This window comes from Klebsiella sp. H-Nf2, from assembly GCF_002806645.1.
GTDB classification, from domain to species: Bacteria; Pseudomonadota; Gammaproteobacteria; order Enterobacterales; family Enterobacteriaceae; genus Klebsiella; species Klebsiella variicola.
Genome location: NZ_PIBL01000012.1, coordinates 122,137 through 138,862, shown reverse-complemented (window position 1 = coordinate 138,862; position 16,726 = coordinate 122,137). Strand labels below are relative to the sequence as shown.

Annotated in this window: 16 protein-coding genes and 1 pseudogene; 6 read left to right on the top strand and 11 right to left on the bottom strand. The window is 56.3% G+C overall.

Annotated elements, in window-relative coordinates:
- Window positions 1–5: 5 nt before the first annotated feature.
- A pseudogene (locus tag CWM58_RS29350) lies at window positions 6–211 on the bottom strand (DUF2575 domain-containing protein); the annotation flags it as partial.
- 116 nt (window positions 212–327) lie between these two features.
- On the opposite strand from CWM58_RS29350, the gene rpsT reads away from it, so the two are divergent.
- Window positions 328–591: a 30S ribosomal protein S20 gene (gene rpsT, locus CWM58_RS23055; protein ID WP_003018940.1), complete on the top strand. Its 264-nt coding sequence runs from the start codon at window positions 328–330 to the stop codon at window positions 589–591.
- Between the two features lie 118 nt (window positions 592–709).
- On the opposite strand, the gene nhaR is transcribed toward rpsT, so the two are convergent.
- The 4 genes from nhaR to dnaK form a co-directional block, all read right to left on the bottom strand.
- The gene (gene nhaR, locus CWM58_RS23050) at window positions 710–1,606 is read right to left on the bottom strand and encodes a transcriptional activator NhaR (protein ID WP_061155822.1); all 897 of its coding nucleotides are present in this window, start codon (window positions 1,604–1,606) and stop codon (window positions 710–712) included.
- 54 nt (window positions 1,607–1,660) lie between these two features.
- Window positions 1,661–2,836: a Na+/H+ antiporter NhaA gene (nhaA, locus tag CWM58_RS23045; protein WP_100681880.1), complete on the bottom strand. Its 1,176-nt coding sequence runs from the start codon at window positions 2,834–2,836 to the stop codon at window positions 1,661–1,663.
- Window positions 2,837–3,012: 176 nt separating this feature from the next.
- Entirely contained in the window at window positions 3,013–4,146 is a 1,134-nt protein-coding gene (gene dnaJ, locus CWM58_RS23040; RefSeq protein WP_008807497.1) for a molecular chaperone DnaJ, read from the bottom strand.
- An 87-nt stretch (window positions 4,147–4,233) separates the two neighbouring features.
- Window positions 4,234–6,150, bottom strand: coding sequence for a molecular chaperone DnaK (gene dnaK, locus CWM58_RS23035; RefSeq protein ID WP_100681871.1), 1,917 nt, complete (start codon window positions 6,148–6,150; stop codon window positions 4,234–4,236).
- A gap of 386 nt (window positions 6,151–6,536) precedes the next feature.
- On the opposite strand from dnaK, the gene CWM58_RS23030 reads away from it, so the two are divergent.
- The 3 genes from CWM58_RS23030 (at window position 6,537) to satP (ending at window position 8,373) form a co-directional block, all read left to right on the top strand.
- A complete protein-coding gene (locus CWM58_RS23030; RefSeq protein ID WP_100681870.1) occupies window positions 6,537–6,941 on the top strand; it encodes a DUF2541 family protein in 405 nt (134 codons plus the stop codon).
- A gap of 27 nt (window positions 6,942–6,968) precedes the next feature.
- Window positions 6,969–7,718: an acidic protein MsyB gene (gene msyB, locus CWM58_RS23025; RefSeq protein WP_100681869.1), complete on the top strand. Its 750-nt coding sequence runs from the start codon at window positions 6,969–6,971 to the stop codon at window positions 7,716–7,718.
- An 88-nt stretch (window positions 7,719–7,806) separates the two neighbouring features.
- Window positions 7,807–8,373, top strand: coding sequence for an acetate uptake transporter (satP, locus tag CWM58_RS23020; protein ID WP_012542907.1), 567 nt, complete (start codon window positions 7,807–7,809; stop codon window positions 8,371–8,373).
- A 56-nt stretch (window positions 8,374–8,429) separates the two neighbouring features.
- On the opposite strand, the gene CWM58_RS23015 is transcribed toward satP, so the two are convergent.
- From CWM58_RS23015 to tal, 3 genes are all read right to left on the bottom strand, one after another.
- Window positions 8,430–9,734, bottom strand: coding sequence for an MFS transporter (locus tag CWM58_RS23015; RefSeq protein WP_061155826.1), 1,305 nt, complete (start codon window positions 9,732–9,734; stop codon window positions 8,430–8,432).
- A gap of 119 nt (window positions 9,735–9,853) precedes the next feature.
- Window positions 9,854–10,441, bottom strand: coding sequence for a molybdopterin adenylyltransferase (gene mog, locus CWM58_RS23010; protein ID WP_008807503.1), 588 nt, complete (start codon window positions 10,439–10,441; stop codon window positions 9,854–9,856).
- A 99-nt stretch (window positions 10,442–10,540) separates the two neighbouring features.
- Complete coding sequence (gene tal / locus CWM58_RS23005; protein ID WP_061155827.1) at window positions 10,541–11,494, bottom strand: transaldolase; 954 nt, start codon at window positions 11,492–11,494, stop codon at window positions 10,541–10,543.
- Window positions 11,495–11,696: 202 nt separating this feature from the next.
- On the opposite strand from tal, the gene CWM58_RS23000 reads away from it, so the two are divergent.
- Complete coding sequence (locus tag CWM58_RS23000; protein WP_061155828.1) at window positions 11,697–13,127, top strand: alanine/glycine:cation symporter family protein; 1,431 nt, start codon at window positions 11,697–11,699, stop codon at window positions 13,125–13,127.
- A 77-nt stretch (window positions 13,128–13,204) separates the two neighbouring features.
- Entirely contained in the window at window positions 13,205–13,978 is a 774-nt protein-coding gene (gene yaaA, locus CWM58_RS22995) for a peroxide stress protein YaaA (RefSeq protein ID WP_100681868.1), read from the top strand.
- Between the two features lie 39 nt (window positions 13,979–14,017).
- Here the strand turns inward: yaaA and CWM58_RS22990 are convergent, their stop codons facing one another.
- From CWM58_RS22990 to thrB, 3 genes are all read right to left on the bottom strand, one after another.
- Window positions 14,018–14,317 carry a DUF2502 domain-containing protein gene (locus CWM58_RS22990; protein WP_061155830.1) on the bottom strand — a complete coding sequence of 100 codons (300 nt, stop codon included), beginning with the start codon at window positions 14,315–14,317 and terminating at the stop codon, window positions 14,018–14,020.
- 194 nt (window positions 14,318–14,511) lie between these two features.
- The gene (gene thrC / locus CWM58_RS22985; protein WP_100681867.1) at window positions 14,512–15,792 is read right to left on the bottom strand and encodes a threonine synthase; all 1,281 of its coding nucleotides are present in this window, start codon (window positions 15,790–15,792) and stop codon (window positions 14,512–14,514) included.
- 3 nt (window positions 15,793–15,795) lie between these two features.
- Window positions 15,796–16,725, bottom strand: coding sequence for a homoserine kinase (gene thrB, locus CWM58_RS22980; RefSeq protein WP_008807508.1), 930 nt, complete (start codon window positions 16,723–16,725; stop codon window positions 15,796–15,798).
- Window position 16,726 lies beyond the last annotated feature (1 nt).

The window sequence follows — 16,726 nt, the reverse complement described above, 5'->3', positions numbered from 1 at the left end:
CTGGCTCAAAACAGTGAAAATCGTCCGAGTATACCTTGTACAACTGTCAACGTTAACCAACGATTGCGCCTCGGCAAAGAAAGTTCTCAGTAATTCATTCACTCAGCGAGAGAAAGCCGGAAAACTGCCCCTGCCCGGCGATTTTTATGGTGGAAAAGCTGTATTCGCCTGCAACAAGCTGGTAGAATCTTGCGCCATCACTACGTAATGAAGCGCTGTGGTGTTAAACGGCGCTTATTTGCACAAATCCATTGACAAAAGAAGGCTAAACGGGCATATTCCTCGGCCTTTGAATTGTCCATATAGAACACATTTGGGAGTTGGACCTTGGCTAATATCAAATCAGCTAAGAAGCGAGCCGTTCAGTCTGAAAAGGCTCGCAAGCACAACGCAAGCCGTCGCTCTATGATGCGTACTTTCATCAAGAAAGTATACGCAGCGATCGAAGCTGGCGACAAAGCTACTGCACTGAAAGCATTTAACGAAATGCAACCAATCGTGGACCGTCAGGCTGCTAAAGGTCTGATCCACAAAAACAAAGCTGCGCGTCATAAAGCAAACCTGACTGCACAGATCAACAAACTGGCTTAATCGCCTGCTTGCTGAACTTTGTTAAAGAAACCCGCGAAAGCGGGTTTTTTTATGCCTGTCATCTTCCCCGGTAGCGCGCACTGGCGCGACCCGAGCCACGCCAGCCCACGCCTCCAGGCTATCGGGGTTCGGTAAACAGTGACGAATAATCGCGATTACAGATGCGCTGTACCGCCGGATGCTGAATCATCCGTTCGGCAAAGATGGCGTGATACTCCTCCATCACGCTATCCATGCGGCCAATCTCGATAATCGATTCATCATGGTAGAAATCATGCGCGTAGAGCGTCGGCGCGACAAATATCGCATTATGTGCGGCACCGAAGGCTTTCATGAGCGCCGCATCGTCAAACTCACCGAGGATCTCCACCTTCAGGCCCTGTACGTTAATCCAGTTCAGCAGTTTACGTCCCAGCATCGAACGCCGACCAGGGATCAACAGCCGCCGCTCTTCCAGACAGGCCGGAAACGGCTTCGTCGGCGCCGGATTCATGCACCAGAAGCTGACGCTGCACTCGCCAATCTTCACCGAAAATAGCCCTTCCTGCTGCGTCGAGTCGATCGGACAGTCAGAGATAATCATATCGAGCTTATGCTGGCTCAGTTGCTCCAGCAGCAGCTCATGGGTGGATTCAAAACAGCGCAGATGGATCTGCTCACTCTCGACGACGGCGGCATCCAGCACGCCGCTGACCAGCCGCTTGGATAACGCATCAGCGACGCCAACATCAAACAGCAGATTCGACTCTTTGCGGTAGTTGACGATGTCGAGCATCTCCTGGCTCAGGGTAAACATGCGGTCGGCATAGCGGAAGACCAGTTCGCCCAGTTCGCTCGGTTCCAGTCCCCTTCCTTTTCGCTTAAACAACTTACCCTGCAGGCGCTCTTCCAGGGCTTTGATCTGCCCGGTAATCGTCTGCGGCGTCAGAAACAACGCCTCCGCCGCGCCAACGACGGACCCTTCTTTATACACGTGCCAGAAGTAGTACAGATGGTTGTAGTTGATATGTGACATGCTTCTCTCCCTGATAATGTCCAGGAGAGCCACGCAGGCTCTCCTGCAGAAAGGTTATACCGCGAGGCGAGTATCCGTCACGCGCTGACGCAGTATGAGGTATCCGACGACCGCTGATAGCACTGAGCCGATCAGGATGCCAAGCTTGGCCCAGTTGATCAACGCGGGGTCGACGCTGCCAAAGGCCAGGGTGGCAATGAAAATCGACATCGTAAAGCCAATCCCACACAGAATACCCACCGCCATGATCTGCTTGCAGGTGGTCCCCTCCGGCAGCGATGCCCACTTCAGCTTCAGCGCCAGCCAGCAGAACAGGCTGATCCCCAGCGGCTTGCCGATAAACAGCCCAGCCATGATGCCCAGCGGCAGAAGTGACGTCAGTCCGGCAAGGGTGACCCCCTGCAGCGAAACCCCAGCGTTAGCGAAGGCGAACAGCGGCAGGATCATAAACGCGACCCACGGGTGCAGAACATGCTCAAGCGCTTTGGCTGGTGACTTGCCATGCTTTTCCTCGAGCGGGATCATAAAGCCGACGATCACCCCGGCAAGGGTCGCATGAACGCCAGACTTCAGCACCGCCGTCCACAGCACCGCGCCAACCAGAATATAGATCCCGGTACGCCGCACGCCACTGAGGTTCAGGGCCACCAGCACCGCAATCGCCGCCGCCGCCACGCCCAGCGAGAGCATGGACAGGTCGTGGGTATAAAACAGCGCGATAATCACGATAGCCCCGAGGTCATCAATAATCGCCAGCGCCATCAGGAAAATCTTCAGCGCCGTCGGTACCCGGCTCCCTAACAGCGCCAGCACACCGAGGGCAAAGGCAATATCCGTCGCCGCCGGGATCGCCCACCCTTCTCTGGCGACAGGATCCTGGGCGTTAAAAGCCAGATAGACCAGCGCCGGCACAATCATCCCGCCGAGCGCGGCAATCACAGGAAACACCGCCTGACGGCGGCTTGCCAGCGAGCCCTGAATCAGCTCACGTTTGACCTCCAGGCCAATCAGTAAAAAGAACACCGCCATCAGGGCATCATTGATCCATAACAGCATGTTCTTATTGATCTCCAGCGCCCCTACCCGCAGCTGGACTGGTGTATCAAGGAAGGAGTGATACAGACCGCTGGTCACGCTGGTATTGGCCATCACCATCGCCAGCACGGCGGCAATGATTAAGACAATGCCGCCGGAAGCATCGCTACTAAAGAATCGTTGCAGATGTTTCACTTTTACTTTCATCCTGTTGGTGAATAACTCGATAAAAGCATAATACACACACTGATAATTCGAAAAAATCAGATTTAAATTGCTTTAACATTCGTTTTTTACGAATAAAAGAGGAGGCGTTAGGCAAAAAAAAGCCCGGGCAGCGAGGCCCGGGCCGGATATCAGTAAAAACGCAATTAGCGGGTCAGGTCGTCGAAGAATTTCTTCACACCGTCAAAGAAGCTTTTCGAACGCGGGCTGTTGTTTTCCCCGGTCGGACCGCCGAAGCTCTCCTGTAGCTCTTTCAGCAGCTGCTTCTGCTTCTCGTTCAGCCCTACCGGCGTCTCCACCACCACGCGGCACAGCAGATCGCCCTGGGCGCCGCCGCGAACGGATTTTACGCCTTTGCCACGCATGCGGAACAGCTTGCCGGTCTGGGTTTCACCCGGCACTTTCAGGCTAACGCGGCCATCGAGCGTCGGCACTTCAATCTCACCACCCAGCGCCGCCATCGTGAAGTTGATCGGGACTTCGCAGTACAGGTTATTGCCTTCACGCTCAAAGATAGCGTGCTGCTTCACCTGGACCTGAACGTACAGATCCCCTGCCGGGGCGCCATGCTCGCCGGCTTCGCCTTCGCCCGCCAGACGGATCCGATCGCCGGTATCCACACCTGCCGGAATTTTGACCGACAGGGTTTTCGTTTTCTCTACGCGCCCGTGGCCATGGCATTTGTTGCATGGATCTTTAATCAGCGTACCGCGTCCCTGACAGTGCGGACAGGTCTGCTGTACCGCAAAGAAGCCCTGACGCATCTGCACCTGGCCTGCGCCATGACAGGTCGGGCAGGTCTGCGGCTTGCTGCCGGCCTTGGCGCCGCTGCCGTGACAGACGTCGCACTCTTCCAGCGTTGGAATACGGATCTCTTTGGTGACGCCACGCACCGCTTCTTCCAGCGTCAGCTCCATGTTGTAACGGAGATCGGCGCCGCGCGCCGCGCGCTGACGGCCACGTCCGCCGCCAAAGATATCGCCAAAGACATCGCCAAAGATATCGCTGAAATCCGCACCGCCGCCAAAACCGCCGCCGCCGCCCATGCCGCCCTGCTCAAAGGCCGCATGGCCATACTGATCGTAGGCCGCACGCTTCTGGGCATCAGTCAGGATTTCATACGCTTCTTTGATTTCTTTAAACTTTGCTTCGGCCTCTTTATCACCCTGATTGCGGTCCGGGTGATACTTCATGGCCAGGCGCTTGTAAGCCTTTTTGATTTCACGCTCTTCCGCTGTTTTGGAGACGCCTAAAATCTCGTAGTAATCTTGCTTTGCCATCGGTGTTTTTCAGCCCCTTAACATGCGTGCACGGGCGGAGAGGAAACCTCTTCGCCCGTGCCAGTGTTTTACCCGTTCAAAGGGCGATTATTTTTTATCTTTCACTTCTTCGAACTCAGCGTCGACAACATCGTCGTCTTTCGCGTTGCTCGTCTGAGCGTCAGCGGAACCCGCCTGCTGCTGAGCGTGCTGCTGCTGAGCAATTTCCATCAGCTTCTGAGAAGCCTGCGCCAGCGCCTGCATTTTCGCTTCGATGTCCGCTTTGTCTTCGCCTTTCAGGGAAGTTTCCAGCGCAGTCAGCGCAGACTCGATAGCCGTTTTGTCATCAGCCGGCAGTTTGTCGCCTGCTTCTTCAACCTGCTTGCGAGTGCTGTGCAGCAGATGGTCGCCCTGGTTACGGGTCTGTACCAGCTCTTCGAACTTACGGTCAGATTCGGCGTTAGCTTCTGCTTCGCGAACCATTTTCTGAATTTCTTCTTCATTCAGACCGGAAGACGCCTTGATGGTGATCTTCTGCTCTTTACCGCTGTTTTTGTCTTTCGCGGAAACGTGCAGGATACCGTCAGCATCGATGTCGAAGGTCACTTCGATCTGCGGCATACCGCGCGGCGCCGGGTTAATACCATCCAGGTTGAACTGACCCAGTGATTTGTTATCGGACGCGCGTTTACGCTCACCCTGAATCACGTGGATGGTTACCGCAGACTGGTTGTCTTCTGCGGTAGAGAACACCTGGCTGTGTTTCGTCGGGATAGTGGTGTTTTTGTTGATAAGCGCTGTCATCACGCCGCCCATGGTTTCGATACCCAGCGACAGCGGGGTAACGTCCAGCAGCAGAACGTCTTTAACTTCACCTGTCAGTACACCACCCTGAACTGCTGCGCCGATCGCCACAGCTTCATCCGGGTTAACGTCTTTACGCGGCTCTTTACCGAAGAACTCAGCCACTTTCTTCTGCACCATCGGCATACGAGTCTGACCACCAACGAGGATAACGTCGTTGATATCGGAAACGGACAGACCGGCATCCTGCAGGGCCACTTTCAGCGGCTCGATGGAACGGTTAACCAGATCTTCTACCAGGCTTTCCAGTTTCGCGCGAGTCACTTTGATGTTCATGTGTTTCGGACCGGTCGCATCTGCAGTGATATACGGCAGGTTAACGTCGGTCTGCTGAGCAGAAGACAGTTCGATCTTCGCTTTCTCAGCGGCTTCTTTCAGGCGCTGCATGGCCAGCGGGTCGTTACGCAGGTCAATGCCCTGATCTTTCTTGAACTCATCAACGAGGTAGTTAATCAGACGAGTATCGAAGTCTTCACCGCCCAGGTGGGTATCACCGTTGGTTGCCAGGACTTCGAAGGTTTTTTCGCCGTCAACTTCGTCGATTTCGATAATAGAGATATCGAAAGTACCACCGCCGAGGTCGTATACCGCGATAGTGCGGTTACCGACTTCTTTATCCAGACCGTAAGCCAGCGCAGCCGCGGTCGGTTCGTTGATGATACGTTTGACTTCCAGACCGGCGATACGGCCGGCATCTTTGGTTGCCTGACGCTGCGCATCGTTGAAGTAAGCCGGTACGGTGATAACCGCTTCAGTTACCGGTTCACCCAGGTAATCTTCAGCCGTTTTCTTCATTTTTTTCAGCACTTCAGCAGAGATCTGCGGCGGTGCAGTTTTGGTGCCTTTCACATCCAGCCATGCGTCGCCATTGTCTGCGGCAACAATTTTGTATGGCATGATAGAAACGTCACGCTGAACTTCTTCGTCCTGGAAGCGGCGGCCAATCAGGCGTTTAATCGCAAACAGGGTGTTTTGCGGGTTTGTCACTGCCTGACGTTTAGCCGGCTGACCAACCAGAGTTTCACCATCCTGGGTATAGGCAATGATAGAAGGCGTGGTGCGATCGCCTTCGGCGTTCTCCAGCACGCGTGCAGTAGTGCCATCCATAATCGCTACACAAGAGTTGGTAGTACCCAGGTCGATACCAATAATTTTACCCATCTAAACGTCTCCACTAAAAATTCGATCAACATGTGGTTGTGAACCTGTAATAAGGGCGAAACGTGCGGTTTCAACTGCCCAGACATCATTTTTTTTCAGGTTCTTCACTGCGGTTGACTACAAGATGGGGTCGCCCACCCCGTCATCAAGGGGCAAGCCTAAAAATTTTTTGCACCGCGCCCTGACCTGAGTCGTGAAAAGCGTCCCGGGCGACATTGCCTGGCGCCAAACGAGGTAGCGAAATACACATATAAATAACGAATATAAAAACCAAATATATTCATAATATCATTGACATAAACCGCAATACTTGCGCGCTAATGGCCCCGTTCCCCTGGTGATAATATCCCTCGCCGTCGCACTTCACTTATTCAGGGGACAGATTGATGAAACCATTATTCCGGCTTTCCGCGGGGATTATCCTCGGCTTGTCGTTTATCACCTCGGCGGCCGCCAACGACCATAAAATCCTCGGCGTGGTGGCCATGCCGCGCAATGAAACCAACGATCTGACGCTGAAGCTCCCGGTCTGTCGGGTCGTCAAGCGCATTCAGCTCAGCGCTGAGCGCGGCGATATACAGCTCTCCGGGGCGACGGTCTACTTTAAGGCCAGCCGCGGCGCCAGCCACAGTCTGAGCGTGCCAGCCGGGATCAACGAGGGCAGCACCACCGGCTGGATCACCCTCAACAGCGATAACGACAGCAAACGCTGTGTGAAGAAAATCGCCTTCTCCGGCCACACGGTCCACTCCTCTGACATGGCCTCATTAAAAATTATCGGCGACGACTAACCTCGTTATCCTGAGGAGGGATGATTTATGCATATTAACTATCTGGCAGATGACGATCTGGCCTTTCTTCCTGAGTGCAGTGAGGCGCATCTGGAAGCTTTTACCCGTATTCTGACCCACGGCGAAAACGGCAAACCCCGTCTCTCCAGTACGCTGCTGCGCAACGAGACTTTTTTAGCAATGGAGGGCCACCCGGAACGCTATCGCCGCAACTGGCAGCTAATTGCCGGAGAGCTACAGCATTTTGGTGGCGACAGCATCGCCAACACCCTACGCCGCCACGGTAAGTTTTATCGCGCGATCCTGCTGGATGTGTGTAAACGGCTGAAGGCGAAGGTCGACAAACAGATGACAACGCCGCAGATCGAGCAGCTGTTGCTGGCGCATTTCCTGCAGCACAGCTGGAATAAGCTGGATGCGGAGCAAAAGGCGCAATTTCTTGCCGCGGTGGATTGCCGGAGTCATGAGCTGGAAAATCTGTTGCCCCATCTGCTGAGGCACCGCAAGCTGAGCGAAGGCGTCGCCCTGTTGCTGGACGAGCGCTTAACCGCCATCCTGCGCACGCATGCCGCCGTAAGCGTTATTGGACATGGACTGGTGCGCGGCGCCGGGCTGGGCGGGCCGCTCGGCGCCGCGCTGAACAGCGTCAAAGCGGTAAGCGGTAGCGCGTATCGGGTCACCATCCCCGCGGTCCTGCATATTGCCTGTTTACGGCAAATGCGCTCGTCGCCGTCGGGCGCAACAGAAATTGGTGAAAAATACCCCGCCAGATCATAGACAGCCCTTCATCGCCTCATTATTATGCCGCGCCCCGCCGCCAAGTCGCGGGGTAATGCTTCCCTTTTAATGATAATTTTGAGGAATTATGGGCAACACTAAGTTGGCTAATCCGGCACCGCTGGGCCTTATGGGCTTCGGCATGACCACTATTCTGCTTAATCTGGCGAATAGCGGCCTGTTCGCATTCGATGTAGCTATCCTGGCGATGGGCATTTTTTACGGCGGCATTGCGCAAATTTTTGCCGGCCTGCTTGAATACAAGAAAGGCAACACCTTTGGCTTAACCGCTTTTACCTCCTACGGCAGCTTCTGGCTGACGCTGGTGGCTATCCTCCTGATGCCGAAAATGGGTCTTGCGGAAGCGCCAAACGCGCACTTCCTCGGCATGTACCTCGGCCTGTGGGGGGTCTTTACCCTGTTTATGTTCTTTGGCACCCTGAAAGCAGCCCGCATGCTGCAGTTTGTCTTCCTGAGCCTGACCGTGTTGTTCGCGCTGCTGGCGATTGGTCATCTGGTGGATAACGAAGGCATTGTGAAAGTCGCTGGCTGGGTCGGCCTGGTTTGTGGCGCCAGCGCCATTTACCTGGCGATGGGTGAAGTGCTGAACGAGCAGTTCGGCCGCACCGTGCTGCCGATTGGCGAACCACGTTAATCGTCCGCCGCCGTCCTGTCACAGGGCGGCGGCAGGTCATCATCGGTAAACCAGACTCAACGCTGCAGTTCCCCTTCCGGTAACCCCGCCGACGCCGTCAACCCCTGACGCAGCCAGATACCTAATCCGAGTCCCATCAGCGACAGGGCCAGCACATACCAGGCCGGCGCCATCGGCGACACGCCCATCAGCATGGTGACCGCAATCGGCGTCAGGCCGCCAAAGATCGCGTACGACAAGTTGTAGGAAAACGAGATACCGGTGAAGCGCACTTCTGCCGGAAAAGCCCGCACCATGACATAAGGCACCGCCCCTACCACGCCGACACAGAGCCCCACCGTGCCGTAGAGCAGAAACAGCCGCTGCGGGCTGGCGCCGGACAGGTGGTAAAATGCCCAGCTGGCAACCGCCAGCAGCAGGCTGCCGACGATGAAAGTCCGGCTGGCGCCAAAGCGGTCCGCCGCCAGCCCGGCGAGCAGACAGCCGATGCACAACATAATCGTGGCGATGCTATTAGCCTGCAGGGTAATCGCCGGCGCGAAGCCATAGTGTTTCTGCAACCAGACCGGCGACATCAGGATCACCACCACCACGCCCGCCGACAGCAGCCAGGTCAGCAGCATAGAGACCACCACCGCCTTCTGGTGCTTGAGCGCCACCGCTTTTACCGGCAGCTCCTGCGCCAGCGCTTTACGCTGCTGCATCTCAAGAAAAATCGGCGTCTCCTGCAGCCAGCGACGCAGATACATCGCAATCAGACCAAATACACCGCCCAGCAGGAAGGGGATCCGCCAGCCGCCGTCGTGGATCCCCTGCGGCGTCAGGCTGGTGTTGATAAGCGTCGCCACCACCGACCCCAACAGAATGCCAACCGTCAGGCCGGCCGTCAGCGTACCGCAGGCGATACCAATGCGTTTTTCCGGGACATGCTCAGCGACAAACACCCAGGCGCCAGGAACCTCGCCGCCGATCGCCGCCCCCTGCAGAATACGCATCAGCAGCAACAGCAACGGCGCAGCAATACCCACCGAGCTATAGGTCGGCAGCAGGCCAATCGCCAGGGTCGGCAACGCCATCAGCAGGATGCTGAGGGTGAACATTTTCTTGCGTCCCACCAGATCGCCAAAGTGGGCCATGATGATCCCTCCCAGCGGGCGTGCCAGATAACCAGCGGCGAAAATGCCAAAGGTTTGCACCTGGCGCAGCCATTCCGGAATATCAGCGGGGAAGAAGAGTTCGCCGACGACGGCGGCGAAGAAAACGAAGATGATAAAGTCATAAAACTCCAGCGCGCCGCCAAGGGCGGCCAGCGTCAGCGTTTTATAATCCTGGCGGTTGAGCGGTCGGTTTGCATATGACATAACGCGATTTCATCCTGAGGTGTGCAGCGTGTTTTATAGCGTGTAAAGTAAACAGCACTATATCGTAAATAAAACGGCACACCATCAGCGATGCAGGTTATGTCACAAATGCATCAAATTCAGGATAAAGTTTCGCGTCTGGCGCTCTTGGGACGAAATGCTTCTACCACACGGCCATCAGTTTCGACATAAGGGCCCTCGAGCAACTGTACACAATAAGGTACACTTGCAAAAATACCGTGTACCAGTACCTTGCCGTCAGCATCTTTTACCCCTTCGAGGGTTTCCTGAATCGCTTTCGGTTGTCCGGGAAGGTTAAGGATCAGCGCCTGCTTGCGGATCACCCCGACCTGCCGGGAAAGGATAGCCGTCGGCACAAAGTGTAGGCTAACCTGGCGCATTTGCTCGCCGAAGCCCGGCATCTCGCGATCGGCAATCGCCAGCGTTGCGTCAGGCGTCACATCGCGACGCGCAGGGCCGGTTCCGCCGGTGGTCAACACCAGATGGCACCCCATCTCGTCAACCAGTTCGCACAGCGTTTGCTCAATGATCACCTGCTCATCCGGAATCAGGCGGGTTTGCAGTTCGAAAGGGGTGGTGAGGGCACGCGCCAGCCACTCTTCCAGTGCCGGGATGCCTTTATCCTGATAGACGCCGCTGGAGGCGCGATCGGAGATGGAAACTAAGCCGATTCGTAAGGTATTCATGGTTATTCCGTTCAAACTGTGGCGTTAAACGAAATGATACACTGCCGGAGGCGGGACAGACAGTGTAATGTGGCCGACGGGCGTCGGCCACCTGCGGGATTACAGCAGTTCGCCGATCATTTTTTCCAGTTTTTCCTGGTCGATCGCAAACTTACGGATACCTTCCGCCAGTTTGTCTACCGCCATCGGATCCTGGTTATGCTGCCACAGGAATTCAGATTCGGTAATACGTTCCGGACGCGCTTTCACTTCACCGGTATAAACCAGTTTACGCTCAATCGCGCCTTCGCTTTCAGACAGCTCTTTCAGCAGCGCCGGAGCGATGGTCAGGCGGTCACAGCCGGCCAGTTCCAGGATTTCGCCAACGTTACGGAAGCTGGCGCCCATCACTACGGTTTCATAGCCGTGCTGCTTGTAGTATTCGTAGATTTCGCTAACGGAAACCACGCCCGGATCTTCTGCCGGCGCGTACTCTTTCTTGTCGGTGTTCGCTTTGTACCAATCGAGGATGCGGCCAACAAACGGCGAAATCAGGAAGACGCCCGCTTCGGCGCAAGCGCGAGCCTGAGCGAAGGAGAACAGCAGCGTCAGGTTACAGTTGATGCCTTCTTTTTCCAGCTGTTCAGCAGCGCGAATGCCCTGCCAGGTGGAAGCCAGCTTGATAAGAATACGATCGTTGCTGATGCCCGCGTCGTTATACAGCTTGATGATGCGCTTGGCTTTCGCGATAGACGCTTCAGTGTCATAGGAGAGGCGTGCATCCACTTCGGTGGAAATGCGGCCCGGGATCAGCTTCAGGATTTCGAGACCGATGTTCACCGCCAGCTTGTCGGATGCATCGAGGATCTGCTGCGCGCGATCGCTGCTCTGGCTACGTGCCCAGGCCACAGCGTCGTCAATCAGCTTACGGTACTCAGGGATCTGAGCCGCGCCGAGAATCAGGGAAGGGTTAGTGGTGGCATCCTGAGGCTGATACAGCTTCATTGCCGCAATATCTCCGGTGTCAGCGACGACAGTGGTGTACTGACGCAGAGAAGTTAATTTATCCGTCATGATATATTTCTCTTAAACAGCAGTTAAGGGGATGTAACCGGTCTGCCCAGATGATAACACGCTGCCGGGTCAGCGCAACCGCCGACGAGAGAAGAGCGCAGAGTGTGATAAACTGCGCCGCTTAATTTGCTGAAAGCGAAAGGATTGTCACTTAATTGGTAACGCTTACACAAGCGTACCGGCATGGACAAGAGGATGTTTAATGCCTGATTTTCTCTCATTTATCAATGAAATACTCTGGGGCTCAGTGATGATTTATCTGTTACTGGGCGCGGGTATCTGGTTTAGCTGGCAAACCCGGGGTATTCAGTTCCGCTACGTGCGCAAATTCGGCCGCAGTCTGAAAAAAAGCCTGCACCCGCAGCCGGGTGGTTTGACGTCCTTCCAGGCGCTCTGTACCAGTCTTGCCGCCCGGGTCGGCAGCGGCAATCTTGCCGGGGTGACGCTGGCGATCGCCGCCGGCGGGCCTGGGGCCGTATTCTGGATGTGGGTTTCCGCCCTGCTCGGCATGGCCAGCAGCTTCGCTGAGTGTTCCCTTGCCCAGCTATACAAAGAGCGCGACAGCCAGGGGCAGTTTCGCGGTGGCCCAGCGTGGTATATGGCGCGCGGCCTCGGCATGCGCTGGATGGGCGTTCTGTTTTCGATCCTCCTGCTGCTGGCCTATGGATTTATCTTCAACACCGTGCAGGCTAACTCGGTGGCCCATGCCCTGCACTATGCGTTCGATCTGCCGGCGGCAGTCAGCGGCGGCGTGCTGGCCATTTTCGTTTTCCTGGCCATTCTCCGTGGCCTGCGCGGCGTGGCGCGCCTGATGCAGTGGCTGGTGCCCATCATGGCGCTGCTGTGGATCGCCACCAGCCTGCTCATCGGCCTGTGGCACATCACCGCCCTGCCGACCATTTTTGCCACCATCTTTCGCTGCGCCTTCGGCTGGCAGGAAGCTGCCGCCGGCGCGGTGGGCTACTCCATCAGCCAGGCGCTGACCAGCGGCTTCCAGCGCGGCATGTTCTCCAATGAAGCAGGGATGGGTTCTTCGCCGAACGCCGCCGCGGCCGCCGCCTCCTGGCCGCCGCACCCGGCAGCGCAGGGGATCGTGCAGATGATTGGCGTGTTTATCGATACCATCGTGATCTGTACTGCCAGCGCGATTATCGTCATGCTGGCGCCGCGCCCCGACAATGAATATACGCTCAATGGTATTCAGGACTTGCAACATGCGATGAGCGTGCTGATCGGCGGCTGGGGAGCGGATTTTATCGCCCTCATCGTGCTGCTGTTCGCCTTTAGCTCTATCGTGGCCAACTACGTGTATGCAGAAAATAATCTGGTCTTTCTGCGTCTGGACAAGCCGCGCTATATCTGGGCGCTGCGTATACTCACCGTCCTGATGGTGCTGCTGGGAACCCTGGTTAGCCTGCCCGTCGTCTGGCAGAGTGCGGATATCATCATGGCGATGATGGCGATGACCAACCTGACAGCCATCCTGCTGCTCTCCCCGACGGTGCGGATTATCGCCAGCGATTATCTGCGCCAGCGGCGGCTGGGCATCCAGCCCACTTTCGATGCGGCCCGCTACCCGGATATTCACCAGCAGCTGGCCCCGGGTGCCTGGAATGAACTGCCGCGCGAATAGCGCGGCAATCGCAGCTATCGATCCCACCATGCACTTTTTTTGTTAAAATTCGTCGAAATTACCTGCAAGGACTGGATATGCTGATTCTGATTTCACCTGCTAAAACGCTCGATTATCAAAGCCCGCTGGCAACGACTCGCTATACCCAGCCCGAACTCCTGGAGTATTCTCAACAGCTTATCGGCATCGCCCGTCATCTGACCGCGCCACAAATCGGTAAGCTGATGAGTATCAGCGACAAGCTAGCGGACCTTAACGCCACCCGCTTCCACGACTGGCATCCTGACTTTACGCCGCAAAATGCCCGTCAGGCGATCCTCGCGTTCAAGGGCGATGTCTACACCGGCCTGCAGGCAGAAACGCTCACCGAGGACGACTTTGACTTCGCGCAGCGACACCTGCGCATGCTCTCCGGCCTGTATGGCGTGCTGCGCCCGCTGGACCTGATGCAGCCCTACCGCCTGGAGATGGGGATCCGTCTGGAAAACCCGCGCGGCAAAGATCTGTACCAGTTCTGGGGCGAGACCATTACCGAGAAGCTGAATCAGGCACTGCAGGCTCAGGGCGACGATATCGTCATCAATCTGGCTTCCGATGAGTATTTTAAATCGGTGAAAACGCAAAAACTGCAGGGCCAGCTAATCAAGCCGGTGTTCCTCGATGAGAAAAACGGTAAATTCAAAGTGATCAGCTTCTATGCGAAAAAAGCGCGCGGTCTGATGAGTCGCTACATTATCGAAAATCGCTTAACCCAGCCGGAGCAGCTCAAGGCATTTAGTAGCGAAGGCTATTTCTTTGATGCGGACGCGTCGGAGAAAGGTGAAATGGTGTTCAAACGCCACGAGCAGTAAGCCTGAATGCCCCCAGCCTCGCGCCGGGGGCAAGAATAATCAGTCGTCGTGGTGATGCCGCTCGTGCCCATGGCCATGATGACCTTGATCGTCATCGTCGTCACGATCGTGGTGGCGATAATCATCATGCGGACGCCAGCGATCATCGCGCCAGTCGTAATGATGAGCCCACCAGTCACGATCGCGCCAATGATCGCCATCCCAGTAATGACCATAATCATCGCGATCGCCGATTTGCAGTTTCACCGCCGGGATCAGGGTGATTTCGTCAGCATGAACCAACGCAGGAGCGACCAGCAACATAGAAAGTGCCAGCAAAACAGGTTTCAGCGTTGTCATAAGTTACCTCTTCTCTCCGTCCCCATTATGGGTCGATAACAAAATATTAACGCTACAAAACTATTCTGTTTATTCTCTGCAATCTGAATCTAGAGTCCGCCGCATTTATTGCTCGTCTGTACACAATACCTCCATTTTCGAGCGAAAAAAAACCGGGCACGAGGCCCGGTTTAGCAGAGAGCTGAACGACAATACTAGCCCATCATCAGCTTACGCAGCGCGGCGAAATCCGCCGGCAGATTGTGGGACAGCAGCGGCAGGTCGGCACGGTCGGCCAACTCCTTCGGCAGCGGCAGGGTTTCCTGCAGGATCTCTTCCACGCTCTCTTTGAATTTCGCCGGATGCGCGGTGCCGAGGAACAGGCCGTACTCTCCCGGCTGCAGCTGATCGCGCAGCGCGCGCCAGGCAATCGCCGCGTGCGGCTCAGAGATGTAGCCGATGGCCTTCAGTTCACGCATCGCTGCTTTGGTGGTCTCATCATCGACCGCAGCATACCCCAGCTCGCTCAGTTGCCAGATTTTACGGCGGAACAGCTCTTCGACGCGTGGCCAGTTGTTCGGCTGGCTGACATCCATGGCGTTGGACAGCGTCGCCTGGGTGGCTTTTGGCGCCCACTCACCGCCCTGCAGATAACGGGGAACGGTGTCGTTCGCGTTGGTAGCGGCAATAAAGCGCTTAATCGGCAGCCCCAGCGACTTGGCCAGCAGACCGGCGGTTAAATCGCCGAAGTTGCCGCTTGGTACGGAAATTACCAGCTGATTGCGGGCTTCCTGCGGCAGCTGCGCCGCCGCTTCGAAGTAGTAGCAGATCTGCGCCAGCAGACGGCTGATGTTAATGGAGTTAGCCGAGTTGAGCCCCAGCGTGGTCTTCAGCTCTTCATCGTCAAACGCCTGCTTCACCAGCGCCTGGCAGGCATCGAAGTCGCCGTCAATCGCCACGGTTTCAATGTTGCCGCCGAGAGTACAGAACAGTTTCTCCTGCAGCGGACTGATCTTACCACGCGGATAGAGGATCACGACCTTAACGTTCGGCAGACCGTAGAAGGCATGCGCCACCGCCGCCCCGGTGTCGCCAGAGGTTGCAGTCAGTATGGTGACCGGCTTATCACCGGCGATATGGGTCAGCATTTGCGCCATAAAGCGGCCGCCGAAATCCTTGAACGCCAGCGTGGGGCCATGGAACAGCTCCAGACAGCCGACATCATCCTGAACCTTGCTTACCGGTGCCGGAAACGCAAACGCCGCGCCGACCCGTTGCTGCAGAACATCTTGTGGGATCTCATCGCCGATAAAGGCCGATAAAATTTTGGCGCTGCGGGTGACAAAATCCTGCGCCAGCATGTCGTCGATTTCTGTCAGGCTGAATTCCGGCAGATCGTGCGGAAAGAACAGGCCCTGATGCTTGCCAAGTCCCTGGGTGACGGCCTGCGCAAAGCTGACCTGCTCGTTATGATCTTTTAAGTTATACAGTTTCATTGGTTATCCCACTACGCGTGCGCCCGCCGTGTCCAGCCGGCAAATATGAACAAAGCCTTCCTGATTCTGCAGATAGTGCGCGCCAAGCCAGTCGGCGACGCGCTGTGCGGTGTCCGGTTTATCACACAACGCAAACAGCGTCGGGCCAGAGCCGGAGATGCCGCAAGCCTGCGCACCGATCTCCATTGTCGCCTGGCGCGCTTCGCTAAAGCCCGGCAACAGTTTGGTACGGTACGGTTCGGCAATGACATCTTTCATCAATTTTGCCGCCAGCTGCGGCTGGCGGGTGTAGCAGGCATGAATAAAGCCCGCGAGGTGGCGACCATGGGCGATACAATCCTGGCGGCGGTATTGTGCCGGCAGAATCGCCCGCGCTTCGGCGGTGGAGACTTTAATCCCCGGATAGGCCAATACCCACAGCCACTCATCAAACCCCGGCACCTGCTGGCTGATAATCCCGTTCTCTTCGATCATCAACTGCATGCCGCCAAGATAGCACGGCGCCACGTTATCGTAGTGAATGCTGCCGGAGATACGCCCTTCCATCTCCCCCATCAGCGCCAGCATCCGCGTCTCGTTGAGCGGCTTACCGCAGAACTCGTTCATGGCCACCAGCGCGGCGACCACCGAGCAGGCGCTGGAGCCGAGCCCGGAGCCGATCGGCATGTTTTTTTCCAGGGTCATCGTCACCGGTACCGTCTTACCGATCTCCCGGCAAAAACTTTCCCAGCACTGATAAACAATGTTTTCCTGCGGCGCCGTCGGCAGCTTGCTGGCGAAGCGTCCCAGATTGTGCAGACTGAATTGCTCCGCCGCTTCAACAGTGACGTTATCGCCCAGCAGCGTGCCATCCACCGGCGTGACCGCCGCGCCCAACACATCAAACCCGACGCTCATATTGGCACTGGAAGCCGGGGCATATACTTTGACCATC

Coding starts and splice junctions, on each gene's coding strand:
- CWM58_RS22990 (WP_061155830.1), bottom strand. CDS start 14,317: ATGACAACGCTGAAACCTGTTTTGCTGGCACTTTCTATGTTGCTGGTC.
- nhaR (WP_061155822.1), bottom strand. CDS start 1,606: ATGTCACATATCAACTACAACCATCTGTACTACTTCTGGCACGTGTAT.
- CWM58_RS23015 (WP_061155826.1), bottom strand. CDS start 9,734: ATGTCATATGCAAACCGACCGCTCAACCGCCAGGATTATAAAACGCTG.
- mog (WP_008807503.1), bottom strand. CDS start 10,441: ATGAATACCTTACGAATCGGCTTAGTTTCCATCTCCGATCGCGCCTCC.
- yaaA (WP_100681868.1), top strand. CDS start 13,205: ATGCTGATTCTGATTTCACCTGCTAAAACGCTCGATTATCAAAGCCCG.
- thrC (WP_100681867.1), bottom strand. CDS start 15,792: ATGAAACTGTATAACTTAAAAGATCATAACGAGCAGGTCAGCTTTGCG.
- thrB (WP_008807508.1), bottom strand. CDS start 16,725: ATGGTCAAAGTATATGCCCCGGCTTCCAGTGCCAATATGAGCGTCGGG.
- dnaK (WP_100681871.1), bottom strand. CDS start 6,150: ATGGGTAAAATTATTGGTATCGACCTGGGTACTACCAACTCTTGTGTA.
- CWM58_RS23030 (WP_100681870.1), top strand. CDS start 6,537: ATGAAACCATTATTCCGGCTTTCCGCGGGGATTATCCTCGGCTTGTCG.
- tal (WP_061155827.1), bottom strand. CDS start 11,494: ATGACGGATAAATTAACTTCTCTGCGTCAGTACACCACTGTCGTCGCT.
- CWM58_RS23000 (WP_061155828.1), top strand. CDS start 11,697: ATGCCTGATTTTCTCTCATTTATCAATGAAATACTCTGGGGCTCAGTG.
- satP (WP_012542907.1), top strand. CDS start 7,807: ATGGGCAACACTAAGTTGGCTAATCCGGCACCGCTGGGCCTTATGGGC.
- dnaJ (WP_008807497.1), bottom strand. CDS start 4,146: ATGGCAAAGCAAGATTACTACGAGATTTTAGGCGTCTCCAAAACAGCG.
- msyB (WP_100681869.1), top strand. CDS start 6,969: ATGCATATTAACTATCTGGCAGATGACGATCTGGCCTTTCTTCCTGAG.